Consider the following 23,854-nt stretch of genomic DNA (forward strand, 5'->3'; position numbering starts at 1 on the left):
CGGTGACTTCCGCTCAGCGGGACAGCGCGTCCCGTACGGCCTCCTCGGTGCGGCCGATGACGGCGGTGCCGTCCTCCGCCGTGATGAGGGGCCGCTGGATCAGCTTGGGGTGCGCCGAGAGGGCCTCGATCCAGCGTTCGCGGTTCGCCTCGTCCCGGGGCCAGTCCTTCAGACCGAGTTCCTTGGCGTCGGCCTCCTGGGTCCGCGTGATGTCCCAGGGCTCCAGCCCGAGCCGCTTCAGCACGGCACGGATCTCCTCGGGATCCGGCACGTCCTCCAGGTAGCGGCGCACGGTGTAGTCGGCGCCCTCCGCGTCGAGGAGGGTGAGGGCGCTGCGGCACTTGGAACAGGCGGGATTGATCCAGATCTCCATGCCCCACACCGTACCCGCACGGTACCCCCCAAGCAGCCCTCCACCACCCCCCAAACCCCATCTGGCCAGGGGCGATTGTCAGTGGGGGTCTCTAAAATGGGGGGTGAAGGTGAGGGTCCCGGGGAGGGCCCGCACCCCACCGTTCGCCAGGAGGTAGCCCATGGCTCTCGCCGTGATCCGGACGCCGTCCCTCGAACCCTGGAAGCCGCTGCAGAAGAAGCCGCTCCCCGCGGGCCGGCCCCGCGAGTGGTACGTGACGCACAACCGCCGCCTGAAGGCCATGCGCCTGGCGATCGCCCTGCTCGACGCCGGGGTGTACGTCCCGTCGAAGGCGACGAACGCGGCGATACGCACGACGGCCGAGCAGATCGGCATCCACCCGCCCTCCGACACCACCTGCCGCATGGTCCGCGCCCTGATCCGCTACGGCCGCTGAGCATGCCAGGGGCGCTGCCCGGCCGGGCCGGGCAGCGCCGTCCTCGTTGTCGGGGCCCCGTCCGCTACCAGGCCACCGGCAGCCGTTCGGGGAGCCGCTTCATGAAGTTGGTGCGCCACACCAGCTGCTCGACCGGTACCGCGAGCCGCAGCCCCGGCAGCCGGTCGAGGAGCGTCTCCAGGGCGATCTCGGCGTGCCGCTTGCCGAGCGCCGTCGCCGGGCAGTAGTGCCGTCCGCCGCCGAAGGAGAGGTGCTCGGCGGCGTTCTCCCGGCCGGGCCGGAAGGCCAGCGGGTCGGGGAAGCGCTCCGGGTCGTGGTTCGCGGCCTCCACGAGCACCAGGACGAGCTCACCGGCCCGCACCTCGACGTCGCCGAGCCGCACGTCCTCCAGGGCGAGCCGCGGCAGCCCGTCGCCGATCGACAGGTTCACCCGCAGCAGTTCGTCCATGGCCCCGGCGACGCCGTGCGCGCCGCCGGCGGTGAGCGCCTCCCGGACGTCCGGCCGGGTCAGCACCGAGACCAGCGCCATCGTCAGGAACCCGGCGGTGGAGATCACCCCGGCGCCGAAGAGCGTCACGCCCACCGTCGCCAGCATCTCGTCCGTCAGGTGCGCGTACTCGGGGTCCTCGCGCAGCGCCGCGAGCTCGGCCAGCAGTCCGCCGGTCGCCGGGTCGTCCAGGCGCTCGGTCATGTAGGCGATGTCCCGGTCCCAGTGGAGCCTGGCCGCCTCGATCTCGCGGGGCGCGTTCATGAAGGCCACGTCCAGGCTGCGCAGCAGCCGCGGCCCGTCCTCCTCGGGGATGCCCAGCATCCGGCAGTGCAGCCCCGCCGAGTACGGATCGGCGTAGGCGCTCCGCAGCTCCCCGGGCGCCCCCTCGGCGACCAGCGCGTCCACCAGGGACCCGGCCCGGGCCCGCAGCCACTCCTCCAGGCCGGGTGCCTTCGGGTTGATGGCCTTCATGACGGCCTTGCGCAGCCCGGCCCCGGTGATGTTGCCCATGTTGTTCACCACGTGCGGCGGGATCGTCAGCGCGTACTGCCGTGGCGCCCCCGGCGCCGAGGTGTCCTTCAGGCTGAACCTCGGGTCCTCCAGGACCTGCCTGCACAGCTCGTACGAGGAGACCAGCCAGGCCTCCGCCCCGGCGATCGTGCGGACCCTGCGGACCGGCTCGGCGCGCAGCGCGTCGATCTCGGCGGGCAGCCGGGTGCCGTCCCAGTCGAAGGGGAAGGCCGGCGGGGTGGTGACGGCGACGCTCATCGCGCGTCTCCTTCCATGGTCGTCTCGACGGGCGTGAGGATGCCGTGGCCCTGGTTGCGCGAGGCCCGGAGCCCGGATCCCCGCCCGTAGAGCAGATCGGCCAACGGCAGGGCCTGGTGGTAGCAGTTGAGCGAGGACGGCACCCCGAGGATCGCGGGGGTGTCCAGGAACAGCGGCACCTCGGCGCAGATGTACGCCCGGCACACCTCCTGCTGCCGCTCGTCGGTCGCCTGCCCCGGCGCCAGCTTCCCGGCCAGGAAGATGCCGGTCAGCGCGTCGCAGGTCTCCCGCACCACGGGGTCCGCCGCCACGGCGTCGAGCACCGTGCGGTGCAGCTCGCGGTAGGCGGGGACGTCGCCGAACTCCGACATCCCGCGGGCCCGCACCCGCACCCCGGTGGGGTCGGCCTCGGCCACGGCGGCCCCGACCTTCGCCCGCACCCCCCGGAGGTTCTTGACGGCCTTCCGCCGCGCCTCGTCGGGCCCGTACCCGAGCGCCTCGTACATGTCGGCGACATGCAGATCGGTGTAGACGAGATCGACCTGTTCGAAGTGGTCCAGACCCCAGCGCGTCAGCTCGCGCAGCCGCTGGGCGGTGAAATAACTGTTTCCCGGGGAGACGCCGATGACCACGTGTGCGCCTTCTTCGGCGATGACACGGCAGTGGTCGGTGTACGGCTGGAGCAGGAGCGTCTCTGCAGGGGCGAAAGCCGCCTGAGTCACGTAGGCAGTCCTCATCGCGCCAGCTAGTCCCAGCGGAGCCCTGTGCTCCGGGTGTGGCGGCAGCGACGACGACACGCTATCGACCGGTCGCGGAGAGTGAACCCCCTACTCGCAGGTACGGACGATAGTTCGTCAGCTGTTCGCATTCTTGTGATCTTGGCCGGAAAACGGCGAGGCCCGCCGCCCCCGCGAAGGGGACGACGGGCCTCGGAAAGAACCGCGGTACGGCTTAGAGGTCGAAGTAGAGCTCGAACTCGTGCGGGTGCGGGCGGAGCTGGATCGGGGCGATCTCGTGGGTGCGCTTGTAGTCGATCCAGGTCTCGATCAGGTCGGAGGTGAAGACGCCGCCGGCCTGGAGGTACTCGTTGTCGTCCTCCAGGGCGTGGAGCACGGCCTCCAGGTTGGTCGGGACCTGCTGGACGTTCGCGTGCTCCTCGGGAGCGAGCTCGTACAGGTCCTTGTCGATCGGCTCCGCCGGCTCGATCTTGTTCTTGATGCCGTCGAGGCCCGCGAGGAGCAGCGCCGAGAAGGCGAGGTACGGGTTCGAGGACGGGTCCGGCGCGCGGAACTCGACGCGCTTGGCCTTCGGGTTCGAGCCCGTGATCGGGATGCGCATGGCGGCGGAGCGGTTGCGCTGCGAGTACACCATGTTGACCGGGGCCTCGAAGCCCGGGACCAGGCGGTGGTACGAGTTCACCGTCGGGTTGGTGAAGGCGAGCAGCGACGGGGCGTGCTTGAGGATGCCGCCGATGTAGTAGCGGGCGGTGTCCGAGAGGCCCGCGTAGCCCGTCTCGTCGTAGAACAGCGGGTCGCCGTTCGACCACAGCGACTGGTGGACGTGCATGCCCGAGCCGTTGTCGCCGAAGATCGGCTTCGGCATGAAGGTCGCGGTCTTGCCGTTGCGCCAGGCGACGTTCTTCACGATGTACTTGAAGAGCATCAGGTCGTCGGCCGCGGCGAGCAGCGTGTTGAACTTGTAGTTGATCTCGGCCTGGCCGGCGGTGCCGACCTCGTGGTGCTGGCGCTCGACCTGGAGGCCGACGTTCTCCAGCTCCAGGGAGATCTCGGAGCGCAGGTCGGCGAAGTGGTCGACCGGCGGGGCCGGGAAGTAGCCGCCCTTGTAGCGGACCTTGTAGCCGCGGTTGTTCTCCTCCGAACCGGTGTTCCAGGCGCCGGCCTCGGAGTCGATGTGGTAGAAGCCCTGGTTCGCCGAGGTCTCGAAGCGCACCGAGTCGAAGACGTAGAACTCGGCCTCGGGGCCGAAGTAGGCGGTGTCGGCGATGCCGGTGGAGGCGAGGTACGCCTCGGCCTTCTTCGCGATGTTCCGCGGGTCACGGCTGTACTGCTCGCCCGTGATCGGGTCGTGGATGAAGAAGTTGATGTTCAGCGTCTTGTCGCGGCGGAAGGGGTCCACGCGGGCCGTCGACAGGTCGGCGCGGAGCGCCATGTCCGACTCGTGGATGGCCTGGAAACCGCGGATCGACGAGCCGTCGAAGGCGAGCTCCTCCGCCGGGTCGAAGGCCGTCGCCGGGATCGTGAAGTGCTGCATCACACCCGGAAGGTCGCAGAACCGGACGTCGACCATCTTGACGTCGTTGTCCTTGATGAACTTCTGGACCTCGTCGGCGTTCTGGAACCCGTTGTTCTGGGACATCCCACTCCTCCTACTCCCGGCCCGGGGAGGGGCGGGGTTTGCAGCGGTCGTGCGGCCAGTGCGGTGGCACACGCTGGACCCGACCATAGGCAGACGGGATTTCTCAAGCATGACCCGTTTGTTTCGTCGAAGTTAACCGGGCCGGGTGCCGCCGCGCCGTGTCGGAGCCCTACGCGTACCCGGGCCGAAGTGATCAAAAACGGGCGCAGTACCGTGGTCGGGTGGACAACAGGCAAGCACTCGGATCTTGGCTCTCCGGCCCCCGCGCGGCGGCCGAGGACGCAGGCGTCGACTTCGGCTACCGCGGTCAGCAGCTCGGGCTGCCCGAGGAGGGTCCCGGTTCGATCGCCCGCCCCGGGCGGCGCCTCGGCGCCCTCGCCGTCGACTGGGCCCTCTGCATCCTGATCGCATACGGCTTGATCACCGACGGCTACAACCAGGCGACGGGCAACTGGGCGCTCGTCATCCTGTTCGTGCTCGGCGTCCTGACGGTCGGGACCGTCGGCTCGACGCCCGGCAAGCGCCTCTTCGGCCTGCGGGTCGTCTCCGCGCGGGGCGGACGCCTCGGGGTGTTCCGGGTGGCGCTGCGCTCCCTGCTCGTCTGCCTGGCGATCCCGGCCCTCATCTGGGACCGCGACGGCCGCGGCCTCCACGACCGCCTCTCGGGCGCCGTCCAGGTCCGCATCTGACGTCGCCGAGCACGCACGGACAAGGCCCCGGACCGCACGGTCCGGGGCCTTGTCCGTCAGGTCGGGGGGTCAGCGCGTCTTTCCGCCGCGCGGCATCCGCATGCCCTTGGGCATCGGGCCCTTCGGCAGCGGCATGTTGCTCATCAGGTCGCCCATCGCCCGCAGCCGGTCGTTGGCCGCGGTGACCTGCGGGCCGGAGAGCACGCGGGGCATCTTGAGCATGGTCGTACGGATCTTCTTGAGCGGCACCTGGCCCTCGCCGTCGCCGACGATGATGTCGTGCACCGGCACGTCCACCACGACGCGGCTCATCCGCTTCTTCTCGGCCGCGAGCAGGGTCTTGACCCGGTTCGGGTTGCCCTCGGCCACCAGGACGATGCCGGCCCGGCCGACCGCGCGGTGCACGACGTCCTGGCTGCGGTTCATCGCGACCGCGGGGGTCGTCGTCCAGCCGCGCCCGACGTTCTGCAGCACCGCCGCGGCCGCGCCCGGCTGGCCCTCCATCTGCCCGAAGGCCGCGCGCTCGGCACGCCGTCCGAAGACGATGGCCGCCGCCAGGAGACCCAGGACGAAGCCCAGGATGCCCAGGTAGACCGGATGACCGATGAGGAAGCCGATCCCGAGGAGGACACCGAGTACGACGATGCCCACGCCCGCGACGACCAGACCGACCTTGGGGTCCGCCTTCCGGGTCATCTGGTACGTGAGGGCGATCTGCTTCAGTCGCCCGGGGTTCGCAGCGTCAGCGCTGCCCGTGTTTGCCTTCCTCGCCATGTCCTGAAGTTTACGTGGCCCGGGAAGCCCGGCCCGACGCGACCTCCATCACGTGCTGGGCCTCGACGCGGTCCTTCGCGCGGCGGCGGTCCTCCAGGACGGAGTTCCAGGCGTTGCGCCGTGCGGTGCGCTGTCCTGCGCCCAGCAGCAGGGCCTCCACGGCCTTCAGGGCGTCGGTGACGGACGGGATCGCGGTGACGCGGACGTGCGTCGATGCGGCCGGCATACGGGGTCCTCCCTCGATTGCGGGTGAGACGAGGTGGGGTGTGAGCGGGTGGTGGCGGTGAGTGAAACCAGGCTCACAGATCGGTGTTACCAGGGCGTGACCCGCTGGTCAAACACTGATGAAACGTTGATGCGGCCGGTCGGACGAGCGGGGAACGACGGTGCGGCCCGTACCTCCCCGCTGAGCTGCGGGGTCGTACGGACCGCACCGGATCCGGCCACTACTGACCAGTAACTATGTGTGCGTCGATTCACACGGTCGCGGGACCGGTGTCTCAGACGGCCTGTGTGGCGTTGTCGACCGCGCCGCGCTTCTCGATCGCCTGCTGGTACAGCCGGCCCGCGCGGTACGAGGAGCGCACCAGCGGGCCCGACATCACACCGGAGAAGCCGATCTCGTCGGCCTCCTCCTTCAGCTCCACGAACTCCTGCGGCTTCACCCAGCGTTCCACGGGGTGGTGCCGGACCGAGGGGCGCAGGTACTGCGTGATCGTGATGAGCTCGCAGCCGGCGTCGTGCAGCTGCTGGAGCGCCTCGCTGATCTCCTCGCGGGTCTCGCCCATGCCGAGGATCAGGTTGGACTTCGTGACCAGACCGTAGTCACGGGCCTGGGTGATGACGTCCAGCGAGCGCTCGTACCGGAAGCCCGGACGGATCCGCTTGAAGATCCGCGGGACGGTCTCGACGTTGTGCGCGAAGACCTCGGGGCGCGAGTCGAAGACCTCCTTGAGGAGCTCCGGCACCGCGTTGAAGTCGGGGGCGAGCAGCTCGACCTTGGTGCGGCCGTCGGCGCGGTCCGCCGTCTGCTGGTGGATCTGGCGCACGGTCTCCGCGTACAGCCAGGCGCCGCCGTCCTCCAGGTCGTCGCGCGCGACGCCCGTGATGGTGGCGTAGTTCAGGTCCATCGTGACGACCGACTCGCCCACGCGGCGCGGCTCGTCACGGTCGAGGGCCTCGGGCTTGCCCGTGTCGATCTGGCAGAAGTCGCAGCGCCGCGTGCACTGGTCACCGCCGATGAGGAAGGTCGCCTCGCGGTCCTCCCAGCACTCGAAGATGTTGGGACAGCCCGCCTCCTGGCAGACCGTGTGCAGGCCCTCGCTCTTCACGAGGCCCTGCATCTTCGTGTACTCGGGCCCCATCTTCGCGCGGGTCTTGATCCACTCGGGCTTGCGCTCGATGGGGGTCTGGGCGTTCCGGACCTCCAGGCGCAGCATCTTGCGTCCGTCGGGTGCGACTGCGGACACATCGGCTCCTGTAGCTTCGATTCTTCGGCGCACACCAGGGTACGCCCGTTGCTTCCATGCCTTGCCTACCTCTGGCCAACCCTTGGCCAGAGCCCGGCATTCCTCAGGCCGAGGCGGGCTCCGGGGCCCGCTCCTCCACGCGCTCGTCCGTGCCCGCGTCCGCCCGCTCGATGGTCCGCGGCTTCAGCTCCGCGTGCTCCAGGACGGCCCGCAGGTGCTTCTCCACGACCGGGAGCACCTCCTCGATGGTGACGTCCCGGCCGAGCTCATTGGCCAGGGAGGCCACGCCGGCGTCCCGGATGCCACACGGGATGATCTTGTCGAACCAGGTGTTGTCCGGGTTCACGTTGAGGGCGAAGCCGTGCATCGTGACGCCCTTGGCGACCCGGATGCCGATGGCCGCGAGCTTGCGGTCCTCACGGCGCTGGCCGGCGTTGGACGGGGCGTACTCGGGGCCGTTCAGACGGGGATCGAACTCCTCGTCGGTCAGCCGCGGGTCGAAGTCCAGGGAGAGCCCGCCGAGGGAGGGCCGCTGCTCGACCGGATCGCCCAGGACCCACACCCCGCTGCGGCCCTCGACCCGGGTCGTCTCCACGCCGAACTCGGCGGCCGTGCGGATCAGGGCCTCCTCCAGGCGGCGCACGTGCGCGACGACGTCCACCGGGCGGGGCAGCTTCATGATCGGGTAGCCGACCAGCTGGCCGGGTCCGTGCCAGGTGATCTTGCCGCCGCGGTCGACGTCCACCACCGGCGTCCCGTCCAGCGGTCGCTCGCTCTCCTGGGTGCGCCGCCCGGCCGTGTAGACCGGCGGGTGCTCAAGGAGCAGACAGGTGTCGTCGGTCTCGTCGGCGAACCGCGCGGCGTGCACCTCGCGCTGCTTGTCCCAGGCCACCTGGTACTCGACGGCTTCCTCGCCGAACCCAAGGCGGACGAATCGCAGCTCACTCACGGCCATGCCTCCTCCTGGGTGCCGGGGTCCGGGGACCGGGGATCATCCCGGGCCGGCACGGCACCATGCGTCATTCGCGCCCATGCCACTGTACGGCGGCGGCGGGGACGCCCCTCCGGCAGGTGGACGGGGCCGTCTACGTCAGCGGCGCCGTCAATCCTCACACGATCGGATGAATGTGGGGCGAAGGTGGCGGTACGGGCCGTGAGGACCGCTAAATTCACGCCGTTCCATGAGGGTCCGACGGGGCTGCCGCCCGGACCCGGAAGGCAGGAGACCGCACAGCTGATGACGGAACGACCACCGCAGCGCATCCCGAACCGCCAGCTCGCCGCGCTCATCGCCGAAGCGGGGTTCTCCAACGCGGGGCTCGCCAGACGGGTCGACCAGCTCGGTCTGGAACACGGGCTCGACCTGCGGTACGACAAGACCTCCGTGACCCGCTGGCTCCGCGGTCAGCAGCCGCGCGGCACCACCCCCGCCCTCATCGCCGAGGTCTTCACCCGCCGCCTCGGCCGCCGCCTCTCCGCCCAGGACCTCGGCCTCGACGCCTGCGCGCCCGTCTACGCGGGCCTGGAGTTCGCCGCCACCCCCGAGGAGGCCGTCGACATCGTCAGCGGCCTGTGGCGCAAGGACTCCGGCAGCCACGCCGAGCTCCGCAAGATCGCCTTCACCCCGGCCGGCCTCGTCGTCCCCAGCCGCGACTGGCTGATCGGCCGCGCCGACGACCGGGTCGCCCGCGGCGAGCCCGCCCCCGCAGCGCCCCGGGCCTCCGCGCCCCCGCACGACACCCGGGTCCCGCCCCAGGGCCGCTTCTCCGTACCCCGCCAGCGCGGTACGGACCGGGGCCCCGGCCAGCGGGTCTCCAGCGGCGACATCGCCGCCCTCCGCTCCGTCGGCGAACTCTTCCGCACCCTCGACCACGCCTACGGCGGCGGGCACGCCCGGCAGGCCCTCGTCCGCTACCTGGAGCACGAGGCCGAGCCCATGCTCCGCGGCACCTACGGCGAGAGCACCGGCCGCCGCCTCTTCGCCGCGGCCGCCGACCTCACCCGGCTCGCGGGCTGGACCTCGTACGACATCGCCGCCCACGGCCTCGCCCAGCGCTACTTCGTCCAGGCGCTGCGCCTCGCCCAGGCGGCCGGGGACCGCGCCTACGGCTCGTACGTGCTCCTCACCATGAGCTGCCAGGCCGTCTACCTCGGCCACGGACGCGAGGCCGTCCAGCTGGCCCGGGTCGCCCAGCAGGGCGTCGGCCCGGCCGCCCCGCCCGTCGTCCAGGCGATGCTGCACGCCGTCGAGGCACGGGGCCACGCGGTCCTCGGCGAGGCGCGCGCCTGCAGCGCCTCGCTCGTCCGCGCGGAACGGGCCCTGGAGGCGGCCCGGCCCGGCGACGAGGTCCCCTACTGGGCCCGGCACTTCGACGAGGCACAGCTCGCCGACGAGCTCGGGCACTGCCACCGGGACCTCCAGCAGTACCGGTCGGCCGCGCAGCACGCCGAGCGCGCGCTCCAGCTCAGGGCGCCCGGATACGCCCGCAGCCGCCTCTTCTGCCGGGTGGTGCTGGCGACGTCCCGCCTCGCCCTCGGCGAACTGGACCAGGCGTGCGCGCTGGGCGCGGAGGCGGCGCAGCAGGCCTCCGAGATGCGGTCGGCCCGGGCGGTCGAGTACGTCCGGGACTTCGAGCGCCGCCTGGAGCCGTACCGCGACGCGGCGGCGGCCCGCACGTACCGCGACCGCGTGGCCGCCCTCGGCTGACCGGCGGCGCCCCTGAGGGGCGCCGCCGCGTCCGCGCCCCGACCCGCGCGACGGGACGGCGGGGTCAGGCCGCCGCGTTCGGGCGGGCCCGGTCGTGGGGGACGCCCAGGTCCGCCAGGAGGGCCCCGGCGGCCCGCTCCGCGGACCTGAGCGCGCCCGTCACCGTCCCCGCGTCCCGGTGGTCCCCGCACACGTAGAGCCCCGCGAGCAGCCGGACCGGCCGCTCCGCGTCGTGCGGCGGCGGCATCGCCGGGACCGCGTCCCGGGTGTGGTGGAGGGCCAGGAGCTCCCAGTCGTCCGTGGACGTGCCGTACAGGGTGGCCAGGTGCTTGCGGACCCGCCGTTCCGTGTCGTCCGGAGGGGTCCCGAGGACGGTGGAGGTGACGAGGGACCGCCCGGCCGGGGCCCGGGTCGGGTCGACCGCGCTCATCACCGCCGTGTGGGCGACGGGCCCGCCGGGGTCGGACTCCAGGAGGAGCGTGGGGTCCGGCACGGGCGCCACGGGCGCCGTGTGGTGGAGGACCGTGACCGGGTGGAAGCCGGGGACCCGCAGCCCGGGCAGCAGCTCCGCCGCCGTGCGCGCCCCCGTGGCCAGGAGCACGGAGCGGCAGCCGATCACGCCGTGTTCGGCGGTGGTGACCCGGGAGACCGACACGTCGGTGACCCGGACGCCGGTGCGGACCGTTCCCGGCGGCAGCGCGGCGGCGAGCCGCTCGGGGAGCGCCGCCGAACCGCCCTCGGGGACGGCCGGCCGCCCCCGGGCGAAGGCCCGCAGCGCCAGGTCCGCCTGACGGCTCGACATGCCGAGGTCCGGGTCGGCGAGGAGCGCGGCGAGCAGCGGCCGCAGCACGCCCTGCACGGTCCGGGCGGGGAGCCTCGCGGTGAGGGCCTCCCGGGCGGTCCGTTCGGGGCGCGCGAGCAGCCGCTGCGTCGGCGTCGCGGCGAGCCGTACGAGCGAGGCACCGAGGCGTGCCTGGTCGAGCGAGGCGGCCGGATTCCGGGGGGCGCTCGCGAGGGCGCGCGCCATGCTGAACGCTCCCCCCACGCCCCGGTGGACTCCGCCGCTCCGGTGTCCGGAGGTCCGGCGCGGGTGCGGGACCCCCCACCGCGCGTACCGCCCGTCGCTGTGCACGAGCACCCCGGGGGTGAAGGGGCGGAGTTCCAGGCCGTCGAGGCCGGGGGTGGTCCGCAGTTCCTCGGGCGAGAGGGTGAGCAGCGGGCCCACCCGGTCGAGCAGGAAGCCGTCGACGAGGTCGGTGCCCAGCCGTCCGCCGACCTGCGGCTCCGCCTCGACGACGGCGACGGCGAGCCCCGCTCCGGTCAGCCGGTGCGCGGCCGCGAGCCCCGCCGTCCCGGCTCCTACGATCACGACGTCGACGGCCTCCACGACGTCCCTGTGCTGTGCGCTGGTTGCGGTACTGAGCACGTGCCCCTCCCCAGGTAGGCGCCGCCGGTGGGAGCCGTTATGCCCCCAACAGGCCTCCGGAATGCCCGCGTTCGCGTTCGTTTCGAACAGTGGTCGCGAACGGTCGGCGGCGAACCGTCGTGGTCGTACGGTCGCCGCCGAACGGTCGCCGCCGAACGGTCGTCGGCGAACGGTGGGCATCGAGCCTAGGCAGCGCCGCCGCGGAAGTCGGCCCGCGCGCGGCGGGGTTCACGCAGCACGGGGGAGCGCACCGCCCTGGGGAGGGGGGCTCAGCGCAGGGCCGCCCGGATCGAGTCGTCGATCGTCGGGAAGGCGAAGTCGAAGCCGGTCTCCAACAGGCGCCCCGGCAGCACCCGCTGACTGCCCAGCACGTCCTGGGCGAAGTCGCCGAGGACGGCCTTCAGGGCGGGCGCCGGGACGGTGAGGAGGGTCGGGCGGCGCAGCACCCGGCCCATCGCCGCCGTCACCTCGCGGTTGGTGACCGGCTCGGGGGCCGTCAGGTTCACCGGGCCGGAGAGGGCGGGGGTGTCGATGAGATGACGCAGGGCGGCCACCTCGTCGTGCAGGGAGATGTACGACCAGTACTGGCGGCCGTCGCCCATCCGTCCGCCGACCCCGGCGCGGAAGACGGGGAAGAGGCGGCCCCAGGCGCCGCCCTCGCGGGCCACGACCAGACCGGTGCGGGCGTAGGTGACCCGGATGCCGGCCTCCTCGGCGGGGGCGGCCGCGGCCTCCCACTCCACGCAGACCGAGGGCAGGAAGCCGGTCCCGGCGGGGGCGCTCTCGTCCACCGCGCGCGTGCCGGTGTCCCCGTACCAGCCGAGCGCCGTGCCGCAGACGAGCGTCTCCGGCGGGTCGGCGAGCGAGGCGAGCGCCTGGGAGACGGCGGTCGTGCCGAGGACCCGGCTGTCCCGGATCTCCTTCTTGTACGCCTCGTTCCAGCGGCGCTCGCCGACGCCCGCGCCCGCCAGGTGCACGACGGCGTCGACGCCGACGAGCCCGGCGGCGTCCACGTACAGCCGCCTGGGGTCCCATTCGACCTCGTCGGCGGTGCGGGCGGGGCGGCGGACGAGGCGGAGGACGTCGTGGCCGTCGGCGCGCAGGGAGCGGACCAGGGCCGAGCCGATGAGGCCGGAGGCGCCGGTGACGGCGACACGCTTGCGGATCGCGGAACGCTGCATGGTCCCCATCCTGCCCTCCCCGCCCGGGTGCGTGGCACAGTGGCCGTCATGATCGTGCCGGAGACGCTGATACGTACCGCCGCGCAGGACGACGGCGCCGCGCTCGCGGAGCTGGACCGGAGCACCTGGTCGACGCTCCACGCCGTGCTGCCGCCGCCGGCGCCGGACGCGCCCTTCTTCGACGAGCGCCACCGTCCCGGGGACTATCTGGTGGCGGTGCGCGGCGGGGCGGTCGTCGGCTACGTCCGGGTGGTGCCGCCGACGCCGCTCGCCGCCACCGCCCACGTCCGTCAGATCCAGGGCCTCGCGGTCGCCGCGTCCGCCCGGGGCGCGGGTGTCGCCCGGGCGCTGCTGCGGGCCGCGATGGACCGGGCGCGGGAGGAGGGGGCCGTGCGGATCACGCTGCGGGTCCTCGGGCACAACGCGCCGGCCCGCGCGCTCTACGTCTCGGAGGGCTTCGCGGTCGAGGGCGTGCTGCCGGGGGAGCTGTTCCTGGCGGGGGCGTACGTGGACGACGTCCTCATGGGCCGGACGCTCAGTCCCTGACGCCCGGGTTCAGCAGCCGCATCCCGCCCATCAGTTCGCGCAGGCAGCGGACCGCGAGGGCGGCCGGGGCCCCCTCGCCGTGCTCCGGGGCGTCCGTCTCGGCCCAGGTCTCCAGGGCGATCCGGATGGCGTCGGTGGCCGCCGCCGCCGCGAGCCGTACCTCCAGCGCGTCGGCGTCCGGGCCCGCGAGCCCGGCGACGACCTCGCGCAGCCGCTCCTCGGACTCCTGGTTGACCCGGTACCAGACGGCCCGGAGGGCGGGGTCCTCGGCGGCGGCCCGCAGCAGCCCGCGCGTCCAGCGCAGGCCCTCCTCCTCCGCCGGGGTGTTCGGGGTGAGCGAGGTGGCGATGGAGCGCTCCAGGGCCTCGGGCACGCCCGCGCCGGGTCCCGTCGCGGCGAGCCGTTCGCGCCAGCGGTCGGCGCCGCCCGCGAGGAGCGGGGCGACGGCGTCCTGCTTGGAGCGGAAGTAGCGGTAGAAGGTGCGCAGGGCGACTCCGGCGCGCTGGGCGATCTCCTCGGCCGTGGTGCCGTCGGGGCCGCGCTCGGTGAAGAGCTCGGCGGCGGCGCGGGCGATGTCCAGCTGGGTGGCGGCCTTGCGGCGCTCCGTCAGCGAGGGGGCGGGGGGCGCGGCGGCCTCGGGCTTGGTGCTCACCCCCGAAGCGTACGCCTGCCGAAGATGCACGACGTGCAGGTGTGGCAAAACGTGCCACTCGGGCGTACGGTGGCATCAATCCCCGGAAAGCTTGACATCGAGAGGTTGTCGACATGAACCAGCTGAGCCGCTACGAAGGACGCCGCGCCCTCATCACCGGCGGCGGGTCCGGCATCGGCCAGGCCACCGTCCTGCGCATGCTCGCCGAGGGCGGCCGGGTCGTCGCCGCCGACATCAGCGAGGACGGCCTGAAGGACACCGTCGCCAAGGCCGGCGACGCCGCCGACCGCCTCACCACCGTCGTCGTGAACGTCGCCGACGAGGCCTCCGTACGGGCCGGGGTCGCCGCCGCCGTCGAGGCCCTCGGCGGCCTGGACGTCCTGGTCAACGCGGCCGGCATCCTGCGCTCCTCGCACACCCACGAGACGAGCCTCGACTCCTTCGAGCAGGTGATCCGGATCAACCTCACCGGCACCTTCCTCATGATCCGCGAGGCGATTCCCGCCCTCCTGGAGGGCGACGGCTCCGCCGTCGTGAACTTCTCCTCCACCTCCGCGCTCTTCGCCCACCCCTACATGGCCGCGTACGCGGCCAGCAAGGGCGGCATCCAGTCCATGACCCACGCGCTCGCCGCCGAGTACGCCAAGCAGGGCATCCGCTTCACCGCCGTCCAGCCCGGCTCCATCTCCTCCGGCATGACCGACGGCACCGGCGCCAGCCGCCAGAGCGTCGGCCCCGGCCTCCCCGAGGACGCCGACCTCTCCCTCTTCATGAAGCTCGCCCCCGCCCTCGGCCAGGGCTTCGCCGGTCCCGAGACGGTCGCGGGCGTCGTCGCGATGCTCGCCTCGGACGACGGCCGGTTCATCACCGGCACCGAGGTCCGCATCGACGGCGGAACCCACTTCTGATGACCGCCGCCGAGGTCTTCCACGGCCGTACCGCCGTCATCACCGGCGCCTCCTCCGGCATCGGCGCCGGCCTCGCCCGGCACGCGGCGGGACTCGGCATGAAGCTGGTCCTCGCCGACATCGCCGCCGACCGGCTCGCCGCCTTCGCCGAGGAGCTGCGGGCCGACGGCGCCGAGGTGGAGACGGTGGTCACCGACGTCGCCGACCCGGCCTCCGTCGAGGCCCTCGCCGACACCGCGTACGCCCGGTTCGGCGTCGTCGACCTGCTGGTCAACAACGCCGGGATCATGACCATGGGCTACTCCTGGGAGATCCCCGCCGAGCGCTGGGACGCGATGCTCCGCGTCAACATCGGCGGATACGTCAACGGCATCCGGGCCTTCGTCCCCCGCATGCTGGAACGCGGCGAGAAGGCCTGGGTCGTCAACGTCTCCTCGATCGGCGGCATGCTCCCGAGCCCGCTGATGGCCCCGTACAGCGTCACCAAGTTCGGCACGCTCGCCCTCACCGAGTCGCTGCACTACGAGATGCTGATGAAGGGCGCACCCGTCCAGGTGTCCGTCGTGACGCCCGGCTCGGTCAGGAGCGAGATCTTCAAGGCCGCCAGGCCCGGAGAGACCGCCCCGCCGGAGATCGCCGCCTTCAACGACCAGCTGCAGGAGATGGCCGACGAGCACGGACTCACGCCCGAGGAGCACGCCGAGAGGGTCTTCGAGATGGTCGCGGAGGGCAGGTACTGGGCGATCCCCCAGCCCGAGCAGCTCTTCCCGGCGCTCCAGCCGCGCACGGACATGATCCTCGCGCGCGAGAACCCCCGGCTCCCGTCGGGCTGAGCCACCGGCCCGGGCCCGCGGATCCCTCCGTCCGCGGCCCCGGGCCGCCCTACGCCGTCCCGAAGCGCTCCCACAGCCGGGGGAAACGGGCCGCGAGCACGTCGTCGTCCTCCAGGTCGAACGGCGCGCCCAGCGGCTCCCCGCCCGGCATCGGAATGCCCAGGTCCGGGGTCTCGGCGCCGGTCAGCGCCTCGTACGCCTCGTCCGCCGCGAAGCCGATCTCCTCGCCGTCCCCGTCGATCTCCACGTCGAAGTCGCCGAGCAGCTCCGCCAGCGCGTCCGGATCGTGCACGCCCCCCTCGTACACCTCCCGGCCCTGGCCGATGAGCCAGCAGCGGAACGAGTCGAAGGTCTCCTCGCCCGCCCCGTCGAAGAGCACCGCCGCCGCACCCCACAGCTCCCAGAGGTACGCGCGGTTGAAACGGGCCTCGAAGTGGCGCGCGTAGTCGAGCACCGAGTCGGGGTCAAGCCGGGTCAGCCGCTCCACGAGCAGATCCGCCTGCTCCTCGGGGTCGCCCTCGGCTTCCTCGCGGGTGGCGTCGATCAGCTCCCAGAACTCGGTCTCGTCCATCACGGGACCAGCATCGTGGCTCGCGGAGTCCGACGCACCCGGAAAGCCCGAAATGAATCCGGACAGAAGATGGCGGGCTTTCCTGTCAGCCTGAGGTCCATGACGACTGAGACCACACCCCTGCACGGACGGATCTGCCTGGTCGCCGGGGCCACCCGGGGCGCCGGACGGGCCATCGCCGTCCAGCTCGGTGCCGCCGGCGCCACCGTGTACGTCACGGGCCGCACCACCCGCGAGAAGCTCAGCGAGGTCGGCCGCGCCACCGAGACCATCGAGGAGACCGCCGAACTGGTGACGGCCGCCGGCGGCGAGGGGATCGCCGTCCCCACCGACCACCTGGAGCCCGACCGGGTCCGGGCCCTCGTCGACCGGATCGACCGCGACCACGGCCGGCTCGACGTGCTCGTCAACGACGTCTGGGGCGGCGAGCACCTGCTCTCCTTCGGCAAGAAGACCTGGGAGAACGACCTCGCCGGCGGCCTCAGGATGCTCGAACTCGGCGTACGCACCCACGTCATCACCTCGCACCTCGCGCTGCCGCTGCTGATCCGCAACCCCGGTGGCCTCGTCGTCGAGGTCACCGACGGCACCGCCGCGTACAACGCCACCCGCTTCCGCGAGAACCTCTTCTACGACCTCACGAAGAACGCCCCCATCCGGATGGCCTTCGGCCTCGCGAAGGAGCTGGAGGAGCACGGCGGCACCGCCGTCGCCGTGACCCCCGGCTGGATGCGGTCGGAGCAGATGCTCACCGCCTTCGGCGTCACCGAGGAGAACTGGCGCGACGCCACGGAGAAGACCCCCGACTTCGGCGTCTCCGAGTCGCCGGTCTACGTCGGCCGGGCCGTCGCCGCGCTCGCCGCCGACCCCGACCGGCACCGCTGGACCGGCCGGTCCCTCTCCAGCGGCGAGCTGGCGAAGGAGTACGGCTTCACGGACGCCGACGGCTCCCGGCCGGACGCGTGGGGCTTCATCGTGGCGGGCGAGACGGGCACCCCGGACGTCGCCGACTACCGGTAGGCCGTACGGCAGGGTCCTCCGGCGTCGCCGGCAGGCCGTACACGGTCCTACCGGCGTCGCCGGCGGGCCGTACGGCACGGCCCTACCCGTAGAGCTCCGCCATCGCCCGGGCCGCCTCCGCGAACCGCTCGCGGAGCGCGGCCGGGGCGAGGACCTCCACCTCCGGGCCGAGCCCCAGCAGCTGACCGAGCGCGACCTCCTCGCTCTCCACCCGCAGGACCACCCGCACCCGGCCGCCCCCGGCGGTCCCCGCCGCGAGCGCCTCCTCCGCGGCCGCGCGGTCCGTCACGTGCGGCAGCCGGCGGGCGCCCGCCTCCGAGAGCCGCACGACCACCTCCGTACGGAGCAGGGAGCGGGCGAACTCCGCCGACCGCTCCGCCCAGAACTCGGGCAGGTCGAAGTCCGGGTCCCGGTCGAACCGCTCCCCGCCCACGGCCGCCGCCGTGAACCGGTCCACCCGGTACGTACGGAAGGTCGAGCCCGAGCGCGCGCACACGTACCAGACGCCCGCCTTCAGGACGAGGCCGTACGGCTCCAGCTCCCGCTCCACCTCCGCGCCGTCCCCGCGCCGGTACCGGGCCGAGAGCCGCCGGTCGTCCCAGACCGCCTCCGCCACCGCGGCGAGCAGCTCCGGCGTCTCCGGCTCCTGGTACCAGCCCGGCGCGTCCAGGTGGAAGCGCCGCGCCGCCGACTCGGAAGCGTCCCGCAGCGAGGGCAGCAGCGCCGCCGAGACCTTCAGCCGGGCCGCCGAGGCCGCGTCCTCCAGACCCATCTCGCGCAGCGCGCCCGGGAGCCCCGACAGGAACAGCGCCTCCGCCTCGCCCCGCGCGAGCCCCGTGAGCCGCGTGCGGTACCCGCCGACGAGCCGGTAGCCGCCGGCCCTGCCCCGCTCCGCGTACACCGGGACCCCGGCCTCCGAGAGGGCGAGCGCGTCCCGGGTGATCGTCCGCTCGGACACCTCCAGCTCCGCGGCCAGTTCGGCCGCCGTCATCGAGGGACGCGACTGGAGCAACAGGACCAACTTGATGAGGCGGGCGGCACGCATGAACCCATCATGCGTGCCGCCCGCCTCGGTGGAGCAAGGACCCTTACAGGCCGTAGCGCTCGCGCGCCTCCTTCACGGCCGACGCCGGGACCTCGCCACGGCGGGCCAGCTGGGCCAGGGCCGCGACGACGATCGACTGGGCGTCGACGCCGAAGTGGCGGCGGGCCGCGTCGCGGGTGTCCGAGAGGCCGAAGCCGTCGGCGCCCAGCGAGGTGTAGTCCTGCTCGATCCACTGCGCGATCTGGTCCGGGACCTGGCGCATGTAGTCGGAGACCGCGAGGACCGGGGAGTCGACGCCCTCCAGGGCCTTGCGGACGTACGGCACCTGCTCCTCGCCGCGCAGGAGGGCCGCGTCGGCCTCCAGCGCGTCGCGGCGCAGCTCGGTCCACGAGGTCGCGGACCACACGTCGGCGCCCACGCCCCACTCGGCGGCGAGCAGCTTCTGCGCCTCCAGGGCCCAGTGGATGGCCGTGCCGGAGGAGAGCAGCTGGATCCGCGAGGCGTTCGCCGGCAGGTCGAGGCCCGCCGACTCCGCCGTGTTGAAGCGGTAGAGGCCCTTGACGATGCCCTCGTCGATGCCGGACGGCTTCGCCGGCTGCGGCATCGGCTCGTTGTAGACCGTCAGGTAGTAGAAGACGTTCTGGTCCTCGCCCTCGGCGGCCTCGCCGTACATCCGGCGCAGACCCTCCTTGACGATGACCGCGACCTCGTAGGCGAACGCCGGGTCGTACGTCAGGGCGGCCGGGTTGGTGGCCGCGATCACTGGCGAGTGGCCGTCGGCGTGCTGGAGGCCCTCGCCCGTCAGGGTCGTGCGGCCGGCGGTCGCGCCGACGAGGAAGCCGCGGCCGAGCTGGTCGCCGAGCTGCCACATCTGGTCGGCGGTCCGCTGCCAGCCGAACATCGAGTAGAAGATGTAGAAGGGGATCATCGCCTCACCGTGCGTGGAGTACGCGGTGGACGCGGCGATGAAGTCGGCCATCGAGCCGGCCTCGGTGATGCCCTCGTTCAGGATCTGGCCGTTGACGGCCTCCTTGTAGTACATCAGCTGGTCGCGGTCGACCGGCTCGTACGTCTGGCCCTTCGGCGAGTAGATGCCGAGCGACGGGAACAGCGACTCCATACCGAAGGTACGGGCCTCGTCCGGAACGATCGGGACCCAGCGCTTGCCGGTCTCCTTGTCGCGGATCAGGTCCTTGATCAGTCGCACGAACGCCATCGTCGTCGCCATCGACTGCGCGCCGGAGCCCTTGTCGAACGCGGCGAACGCCTTGTCGGCCGGGGCCGGCAGCGGGGCGAGCGGGTGCGTGCGGCGGGCCGGGGCGGGGCCGCCGAGCGCCGCGCGGCGCTCCTGGAGGTAGCGGACCTCGGGGGAGTCGGCGCCGGGGTGGCCGTAGGGCACCTGGCCGTCGACGAACTGCGCGTCCGAGATGGGCAGCTCAAGAAGGTCACGCATGTTCTTGAACTCGTCCGTCGTGAGCTTCTTCATCTGGTGGTTCGCGTTCTTCGACGCGAAGCCCTCACCCAGGGTGAAGCCCTTGACGGTCTGCGCGAGGATCACCGTCGGCGCGCCCTTGAACTCCAGGGCGGCCTTGTACGCGGCGTACACCTTGCGCGGCTCGTGGCCACCGCGGGAGAGGTGGAAGCACTCGAGGATCTTGTCGTCGCTCAGCAGCTGCGCCATCGCGACGAGCGCCGGGTCCTTGCCGAAGAAGTCCTGGCGGATGTAGGCGGCGTCGCGGGTCTGGTACGTCTGGACCTGCGCGTCCGGCACCTCGCGGAGGCGGCGGACGAGGGCGCCGGTGGTGTCGAGCGCGAACAGCTCGTCCCAGGCGTTGCCCCACAGCGACTTCACGACGTTCCAGCCGGCGCCGCGGAACTGGGCCTCCAGCTCCTGCACGATCTTGAAGTTGGCGCGGACCGGGCCGTCGAGGCGCTGCAGGTTGCAGTTGATGACGAAGGTCAGGTTGTCCAGACCCTCACGGGCCGCCAGGGCGAGGGCCGCGGTCGACTCGGGCTCGTCCATCTCGCCGTCACCGAGGAACGCCCACACGTGCGAGGCGGAGACGTCCTTGATGGCGCGGTTGGTCAGGTAGCGGTTGAAGCGCGCCTGGTAGATCGCGGAGAGCGGGCCCAGACCCATGGAGACGGTGGGGAACTCCCACAGCCAGGGCAGGCGGCGCGGGTGCGGGTAGGAGGGCAGGCCGTTGCCGCCGGACTCCTGCCGGAAGTTGTCGAGGTGGGCCTCGTTCAGGCGCCCGTCGAGGAACGCGCGGGCGTAGATGCCGGGGGAGGCGTGGCCCTGGATGTAGAGCTGGTCGCCGGAACCATCGGCTTCCTTGCCCTTGAAGAAGTGGTTGAAGCCCGTCTCGTAGAGCCAGGCCGCGGAGGCGAAGGTGGCGATGTGGCCACCGACGCCGTGCTTGGAGCCGCGGGTGACCATCGCGGCCGCGTTCCAGCGGTTCCACGCGGTGATCTTCCGCTCCATCTCCTCGTCGCCGCCGAACGCGGAGATCGAGGGCTCGGCGGAGGTGGGGATGGTGTTGACGTAGTCCGTCTCCAGGAGCTTGGGGAGGGCCAGGCCCGCGCCTTCGGCGTGCTGGAGGGTACGGCGCATCAGGTAGGCGGCCCGGTGGGGGCCGGCGGCCTTGGTGACGGCGTCCAGGGAGGCCGCCCATTCGGCGGTCTCCTCGGTGTCACGGTCCGGGAGCTGGTCGAGCTCGCTCGGAATCTTGCCTACGGGATCGGTCATGATCGCCGCCTTCCGGACAGGTGGGGGTGGAGATAAGGGGGCCTTGTCTGGCAGGACAGGGCGAAGGGCCGGGTGACGGCCCGCCGAAGACTCTAAACCGGCGATCGATGATCGATCAAAGGGTTGAAGGGGAAAACCTCTTCAGATCGAGAAAGTCGGCACAGGGTGCCAAGGAAACGGGCACCCGGTGCCTTGTTTTCTGTCCTGTTTTCGCAGGTGAGGCCGGTTCTCTGAGGGTGGGCGCGCACGAATGAGCGGGCCCGCCGTCCGGACGGACCCGCTCACTGTGCGTACGGCTGTGGCTCAGGCTCGCGGAGCGCAGCCCAGAACATGTGCCTTCACGAGCGCACCGATGTTCGGGTCACCCCGCCGGAAGGCCTCCACCAGCTCCTGGTGCTCCTCCGCGTACGACTTCTGGACCGTGCCCAGCCAGCGGATCGACAGGGCCGTGAAGACCTCGATGCCCAGCGTCTCCCAGGTGTGCAGCAGGACGCCGTTCCCCGCCGCCTTCACCAGCTCCCGGTGGAAGGCCACCGTGTGCCGCACCTGCGCCGTGCCGTCCGAGGCCGCGTCCGCCTCGTACAGGGCCGCCACGTGCGGCTCCAGGGTCGAGCAGTCCGCCGCGAGCCGCCCGGCCGCCAGCTCGGCCGCGATCTGCTCCAGACCGGCCCGCACGGGGTAGCTCTCCTCCAGGTCGGCCGCGGTGAGATTGCGCACCCGGACGCCCTTGTTCGGCGCCGACTCGATCAGCCGCAGCGACTCCAGCTCGCGCAGCGCCTCGCGGACGGGGGTCTGGGAGACCTCCAGCTCGGTCGCGATCCGGCGCTCCACGATGCGCTCGCCCGGCTTCCAGCGGCCGCTGACGATCCCCTCCACGATGTGCTCGCGGATCTGCTCGCGCAGCGAGTGGACGACGGGGACGGTCATGAAGCGGCTCCTCGGGGAGTGTTGACCCTTAGACAATACGGCGGCGCCCCCGTCCGGAAACACTTCCGGACGGGGGCGCCGCAGGTGAGGCTCGTTACGTTGCCTTTCGGCGACGTTCCTCGCCCCTCGCCTTACAGACCGAGGTCGACCTCGAACTCGCCGGCCTCCAGGATCGCCTTGACGGCGGTCAGGTAGCGGGCGGCGTCGGCGCCGTCCACCAGACGGTGGTCGTAGGACAGCGTCAGGTAGGTCATGTCGCGGACGCCGATGACGGTGCCCTCGGCGGTCTCGATGACGGCCGGACGCTTGACCGTGGCACCGATGCCCAGGATGGCGACCTGGTTCGGCGGCACGATGATCGTGTCGAACAGCGCACCGCGCGAACCGGTGTTGCTGATGGTGAAGGTCGCACCGGCCAGCTCGTCCGGCGTGATCTTGTTGCCGCGGACCTTGCCGGCCAGGTCGGCCGTGGCCTTGGAGATGCCGGCGATGTTCAGGTCGCCCGCACCCTTGATGACCGGGGTCATCAGGCCCTTCTCGGAGTCCACGGCGATGCCGATGTTCTCCGAGTCGAAGTACGTGATGGTGCCCTCGGCCTCGTTGATCCGGGCGTTGATGACCGGGTGGGCCTTCAGCGCCTGGGCCGCCGCCTTCACGAAGAACGGCATCGGGGAGAGCTTGACACCCTCACGGGCGGCGAAGGCGTCCTTCGCACGGGCGCGCAGCTTCATCAGCTTGGTGATGTCGACCTCGACGACCGAGGACAGCTGGGCCTGGCCGTGCAGGGCCTTCATCATGTTGTCGCCGATGACCTTGCGCATGCGGGTCATCTTGACCGTCTGGCCACGCAGCGGGGAGACCTCCAGGGCGGGGGTCTTCGGCGCGGCGGCGGCCGGGGCGGCGACGGGAGCGGCAGCGGCGGCCTTCTTGGCCTCGGCGGCCGCGAGGACGTCCTGCTTGCGGATGCGGCCGCCGACGCCGGAGCCCTTGACCGACGCCAGGTCGACGCCGTTCTCGGTGGCGAGCTTGCGGACCAGCGGGGTCACGTAGGCGCCGTCCTCCGCCGGCTGTGCGGCGGCGGGAGCGGCCGGGACCGGGGTGACCACGGCCGGGGCGATCGACGGGGCGGCGGCGACCGGAGCCGGAGCGGCGACCGGAGCGGCCGGGGCGGCCGGCGCGGGGGCCGGAGCCGGGGCGGCCGGAGCGGCGGGAGCCGGAGCGGCGGCGGCCGGAGCGGCGGCGGGAGCCGGGGCGGCCGGGGCCGGGGCGGCGGCCGGAGCGGCACCCGCGGCGCCGATGACGGCCAGCTTGGCGCCGACCTCGGCGGTCTCGTCCTCGCCGACGACGATCTCCAGGAGAACGCCGGAGGCGGGGGCGGGGATCTCGGTGTCGACCTTGTCCGTGGAGACCTCGAGCAGCGGCTCGTCGGCCTCGACGGTCTCGCCGACCGACTTCAGCCAGCGGGTCACGGTGCCCTCGGTGACGGACTCGCCGAGCGCCGGCAGGACGACGTCGGTGCCCTGGGCGGAACCGGCACCGGCGGCGGCCTCGGCGGTCGGGGCCGGAGCCGGCTCCTGGACCTCGGTGGACGGGGCGGCCTGCGGCGCCGGGGCGGCGGCGGGAGCCGGAGCGGCCTCGGCGGCCGGGGCCGGGGCGGCAGCCGGAGTGCCGGAGCCGTCGTCGATGATGGCGAGCTCGGCGCCCACCTCGACCGTCTCGTCCTCGGCGACCTTGATGGAGGCCAGGATGCCCGAGGCGGGGGCCGGGATCTCGGTGTCGACCTTGTCGGTCGAGACCTCGAGCAGCGGCTCGTCGGCCTCGACACGCTCACCCTCGGCCTTGAGCCAGCGGGTGACGGTGCCCTCGGTGACGCTCTCGCCGAGCGCCGGCAGGGTTACGGAAACCGACATGGTT

The 23,854-nt window shown here is 72.5% G+C and carries 23 protein-coding genes; 7 read left to right on the forward strand and 16 right to left on the reverse strand.

Annotated features, from left to right (window positions below):
• Window positions 1-13 precede the first annotated feature (13 nt).
• Window positions 14-373: an arsenate reductase family protein gene (locus ABTY59_RS12525; RefSeq protein ID WP_352018898.1), complete on the reverse strand. Its 360-nt coding sequence runs from the start codon at window positions 371-373 to the stop codon at window positions 14-16.
• Window positions 374-533: 160 nt separating this feature from the next.
• Between ABTY59_RS12525 and ABTY59_RS12530 the strand changes: the two genes are divergently transcribed.
• Window positions 534-809, forward strand: a complete 276-nt coding sequence (locus ABTY59_RS12530; RefSeq protein WP_352018899.1) for a hypothetical protein — start codon at window positions 534-536, stop codon at window positions 807-809.
• A gap of 64 nt (window positions 810-873) precedes the next feature.
• Here ABTY59_RS12530 and ABTY59_RS12535 read toward each other — a convergent pair whose 3' ends face one another.
• The 3 genes from ABTY59_RS12535 to glnA form a co-directional block, all read right to left on the reverse strand.
• Entirely contained in the window at window positions 874-2,067 is a 1,194-nt protein-coding gene (locus ABTY59_RS12535; RefSeq protein ID WP_352018900.1) for a cytochrome P450, read from the reverse strand.
• Window positions 2,064-2,789 (reverse strand): cyclodityrosine synthase, encoded by a 726-nt coding sequence (locus ABTY59_RS12540; RefSeq protein WP_352018901.1) that lies wholly within the window; start codon window positions 2,787-2,789, stop codon window positions 2,064-2,066. The genes ABTY59_RS12535 and ABTY59_RS12540 overlap by 4 nt, the downstream gene beginning before the upstream one ends.
• Before the next feature lie 229 nt (window positions 2,790-3,018).
• The gene (glnA, locus tag ABTY59_RS12545; RefSeq protein WP_352018902.1) at window positions 3,019-4,443 is read right to left on the reverse strand and encodes a type I glutamate--ammonia ligase; all 1,425 of its coding nucleotides are present in this window, start codon (window positions 4,441-4,443) and stop codon (window positions 3,019-3,021) included.
• Between the two features lie 221 nt (window positions 4,444-4,664).
• On the opposite strand from glnA, the gene ABTY59_RS12550 reads away from it, so the two are divergent.
• Window positions 4,665-5,132 (forward strand): RDD family protein, encoded by a 468-nt coding sequence (locus tag ABTY59_RS12550; protein ID WP_352018903.1) that lies wholly within the window; start codon window positions 4,665-4,667, stop codon window positions 5,130-5,132.
• 69 nt (window positions 5,133-5,201) lie between these two features.
• On the opposite strand, the gene ABTY59_RS12555 is transcribed toward ABTY59_RS12550, so the two are convergent.
• The 4 genes from ABTY59_RS12555 to lipB form a co-directional block, all read right to left on the reverse strand.
• Window positions 5,202-5,906 carry a DUF4191 domain-containing protein gene (locus ABTY59_RS12555; RefSeq protein ID WP_352018904.1) on the reverse strand — a complete coding sequence of 235 codons (705 nt, stop codon included), beginning with the start codon at window positions 5,904-5,906 and terminating at the stop codon, window positions 5,202-5,204.
• Between the two features lie 10 nt (window positions 5,907-5,916).
• Window positions 5,917-6,132: an SCO2195 family GlnR-regulated protein gene (locus ABTY59_RS12560; RefSeq protein ID WP_041128875.1), complete on the reverse strand. Its 216-nt coding sequence runs from the start codon at window positions 6,130-6,132 to the stop codon at window positions 5,917-5,919.
• A gap of 274 nt (window positions 6,133-6,406) precedes the next feature.
• Window positions 6,407-7,375 (reverse strand): lipoyl synthase, encoded by a 969-nt coding sequence (gene lipA / locus ABTY59_RS12565; RefSeq protein WP_041128874.1) that lies wholly within the window; start codon window positions 7,373-7,375, stop codon window positions 6,407-6,409.
• A 103-nt stretch (window positions 7,376-7,478) separates the two neighbouring features.
• Window positions 7,479-8,324: a lipoyl(octanoyl) transferase LipB gene (gene lipB, locus ABTY59_RS12570; protein WP_352018905.1), complete on the reverse strand. Its 846-nt coding sequence runs from the start codon at window positions 8,322-8,324 to the stop codon at window positions 7,479-7,481.
• Window positions 8,325-8,612: 288 nt separating this feature from the next.
• Here lipB and ABTY59_RS12575 point away from each other — a divergent pair, with 288 nt between their 5' ends.
• Window positions 8,613-10,082, forward strand: a complete 1,470-nt coding sequence (locus tag ABTY59_RS12575) for an NsdA family TPR-like regulatory protein (RefSeq protein WP_352018906.1) — start codon at window positions 8,613-8,615, stop codon at window positions 10,080-10,082.
• 64 nt (window positions 10,083-10,146) lie between these two features.
• Here ABTY59_RS12575 and ABTY59_RS12580 read toward each other — a convergent pair whose 3' ends face one another.
• Together ABTY59_RS12580 and ABTY59_RS12585 are read right to left on the reverse strand one after the other, a co-directional pair.
• A complete protein-coding gene (locus ABTY59_RS12580) occupies window positions 10,147-11,508 on the reverse strand; it encodes an NAD(P)/FAD-dependent oxidoreductase (RefSeq protein WP_352018907.1) in 1,362 nt (453 codons plus the stop codon).
• 269 nt (window positions 11,509-11,777) lie between these two features.
• Window positions 11,778-12,698 carry a TIGR01777 family oxidoreductase gene (locus ABTY59_RS12585; protein ID WP_352018908.1) on the reverse strand — a complete coding sequence of 307 codons (921 nt, stop codon included), beginning with the start codon at window positions 12,696-12,698 and terminating at the stop codon, window positions 11,778-11,780.
• 39 nt (window positions 12,699-12,737) lie between these two features.
• Here ABTY59_RS12585 and ABTY59_RS12590 point away from each other — a divergent pair, with 39 nt between their 5' ends.
• On the forward strand, window positions 12,738-13,235 hold the full coding sequence (locus ABTY59_RS12590; RefSeq protein ID WP_352018909.1) for a GNAT family N-acetyltransferase: 498 nt from the start codon (window positions 12,738-12,740) through the stop codon (window positions 13,233-13,235).
• Here ABTY59_RS12590 and ABTY59_RS12595 read toward each other — a convergent pair.
• A complete protein-coding gene (locus tag ABTY59_RS12595; protein ID WP_352018910.1) occupies window positions 13,225-13,887 on the reverse strand; it encodes a TetR/AcrR family transcriptional regulator in 663 nt (220 codons plus the stop codon). The genes ABTY59_RS12590 and ABTY59_RS12595 overlap by 11 nt on opposite strands.
• Before the next feature lie 113 nt (window positions 13,888-14,000).
• On the opposite strand from ABTY59_RS12595, the gene ABTY59_RS12600 reads away from it, so the two are divergent.
• Both ABTY59_RS12600 and ABTY59_RS12605 read left to right on the forward strand, forming a co-directional pair.
• Entirely contained in the window at window positions 14,001-14,795 is a 795-nt protein-coding gene (locus ABTY59_RS12600; protein ID WP_352018911.1) for an SDR family NAD(P)-dependent oxidoreductase, read from the forward strand.
• Window positions 14,795-15,628, forward strand: a complete 834-nt coding sequence (locus ABTY59_RS12605) for an SDR family NAD(P)-dependent oxidoreductase (protein WP_352018912.1) — start codon at window positions 14,795-14,797, stop codon at window positions 15,626-15,628. Before ABTY59_RS12600 ends, ABTY59_RS12605 begins: the two co-directional genes overlap by 1 nt.
• A 49-nt stretch (window positions 15,629-15,677) precedes the next feature.
• Here the strand turns inward: ABTY59_RS12605 and ABTY59_RS12610 are convergent, their stop codons facing one another.
• Complete coding sequence (locus ABTY59_RS12610; protein WP_352019208.1) at window positions 15,678-16,199, reverse strand: DUF4240 domain-containing protein; 522 nt, start codon at window positions 16,197-16,199, stop codon at window positions 15,678-15,680.
• Between the two features lie 99 nt (window positions 16,200-16,298).
• On the opposite strand from ABTY59_RS12610, the gene ABTY59_RS12615 reads away from it, so the two are divergent.
• Entirely contained in the window at window positions 16,299-17,219 is a 921-nt protein-coding gene (locus tag ABTY59_RS12615) for an SDR family oxidoreductase (RefSeq protein ID WP_352018913.1), read from the forward strand.
• Between the two features lie 82 nt (window positions 17,220-17,301).
• On the opposite strand, the gene ABTY59_RS12620 is transcribed toward ABTY59_RS12615, so the two are convergent.
• From ABTY59_RS12620 to sucB, 4 genes are all read right to left on the reverse strand, one after another.
• Window positions 17,302-18,264, reverse strand: coding sequence for a helix-turn-helix transcriptional regulator (locus ABTY59_RS12620; protein WP_352018914.1), 963 nt, complete (start codon window positions 18,262-18,264; stop codon window positions 17,302-17,304).
• Window positions 18,265-18,307: 43 nt separating this feature from the next.
• On the reverse strand, window positions 18,308-21,013 hold the full coding sequence (aceE, locus tag ABTY59_RS12625; protein WP_352018915.1) for a pyruvate dehydrogenase (acetyl-transferring), homodimeric type: 2,706 nt from the start codon (window positions 21,011-21,013) through the stop codon (window positions 18,308-18,310).
• Window positions 21,014-21,316: 303 nt separating this feature from the next.
• Window positions 21,317-21,940, reverse strand: a complete 624-nt coding sequence (locus ABTY59_RS12630; protein ID WP_123451562.1) for a GntR family transcriptional regulator — start codon at window positions 21,938-21,940, stop codon at window positions 21,317-21,319.
• 131 nt (window positions 21,941-22,071) lie between these two features.
• Window positions 22,072-23,850: a 2-oxoglutarate dehydrogenase, E2 component, dihydrolipoamide succinyltransferase gene (gene sucB, locus ABTY59_RS12635; protein WP_352018916.1), complete on the reverse strand. Its 1,779-nt coding sequence runs from the start codon at window positions 23,848-23,850 to the stop codon at window positions 22,072-22,074.
• Window positions 23,851-23,854 lie beyond the last annotated feature (4 nt).

The sequence above is a fragment of the Streptomyces sp. NPDC096079 genome, assembly GCF_040303145.1.
Classification (GTDB): domain Bacteria; phylum Actinomycetota; class Actinomycetes; order Streptomycetales; family Streptomycetaceae; genus Streptomyces.

What these genes read in the sequence shown, in the direction of transcription:
- ABTY59_RS12555 (WP_352018904.1), bottom strand. Translation starts at nt 5,906, where the DNA reads ATGGCGAGGAAGGCAAACACGGGCAGCGCTGACGCTGCGAACCCCGGG.
- ABTY59_RS12605 (WP_352018912.1), top strand. Translation starts at nt 14,795, where the DNA reads ATGACCGCCGCCGAGGTCTTCCACGGCCGTACCGCCGTCATCACCGGC.
- aceE (WP_352018915.1), bottom strand. Translation starts at nt 21,013, where the DNA reads ATGACCGATCCCGTAGGCAAGATTCCGAGCGAGCTCGACCAGCTCCCG.
- ABTY59_RS12600 (WP_352018911.1), top strand. Translation starts at nt 14,001, where the DNA reads ATGAACCAGCTGAGCCGCTACGAAGGACGCCGCGCCCTCATCACCGGC.
- ABTY59_RS12535 (WP_352018900.1), bottom strand. Translation starts at nt 2,067, where the DNA reads ATGAGCGTCGCCGTCACCACCCCGCCGGCCTTCCCCTTCGACTGGGAC.
- sucB (WP_352018916.1), bottom strand. Translation starts at nt 23,850, where the DNA reads ATGTCGGTTTCCGTAACCCTGCCGGCGCTCGGCGAGAGCGTCACCGAG.
- ABTY59_RS12560 (WP_041128875.1), bottom strand. Translation starts at nt 6,132, where the DNA reads ATGCCGGCCGCATCGACGCACGTCCGCGTCACCGCGATCCCGTCCGTC.
- ABTY59_RS12575 (WP_352018906.1), top strand. Translation starts at nt 8,613, where the DNA reads ATGACGGAACGACCACCGCAGCGCATCCCGAACCGCCAGCTCGCCGCG.
- ABTY59_RS12615 (WP_352018913.1), top strand. Translation starts at nt 16,299, where the DNA reads ATGACGACTGAGACCACACCCCTGCACGGACGGATCTGCCTGGTCGCC.
- ABTY59_RS12620 (WP_352018914.1), bottom strand. Translation starts at nt 18,264, where the DNA reads ATGCGTGCCGCCCGCCTCATCAAGTTGGTCCTGTTGCTCCAGTCGCGT.
- ABTY59_RS12585 (WP_352018908.1), bottom strand. Translation starts at nt 12,698, where the DNA reads ATGGGGACCATGCAGCGTTCCGCGATCCGCAAGCGTGTCGCCGTCACC.
- ABTY59_RS12530 (WP_352018899.1), top strand. Translation starts at nt 534, where the DNA reads ATGGCTCTCGCCGTGATCCGGACGCCGTCCCTCGAACCCTGGAAGCCG.
- glnA (WP_352018902.1), bottom strand. Translation starts at nt 4,443, where the DNA reads ATGTCCCAGAACAACGGGTTCCAGAACGCCGACGAGGTCCAGAAGTTC.
- ABTY59_RS12525 (WP_352018898.1), bottom strand. Translation starts at nt 373, where the DNA reads ATGGAGATCTGGATCAATCCCGCCTGTTCCAAGTGCCGCAGCGCCCTC.
- ABTY59_RS12610 (WP_352019208.1), bottom strand. Translation starts at nt 16,199, where the DNA reads ATGGACGAGACCGAGTTCTGGGAGCTGATCGACGCCACCCGCGAGGAA.
- ABTY59_RS12630 (WP_123451562.1), bottom strand. Translation starts at nt 21,940, where the DNA reads ATGACCGTCCCCGTCGTCCACTCGCTGCGCGAGCAGATCCGCGAGCAC.
- ABTY59_RS12590 (WP_352018909.1), top strand. Translation starts at nt 12,738, where the DNA reads ATGATCGTGCCGGAGACGCTGATACGTACCGCCGCGCAGGACGACGGC.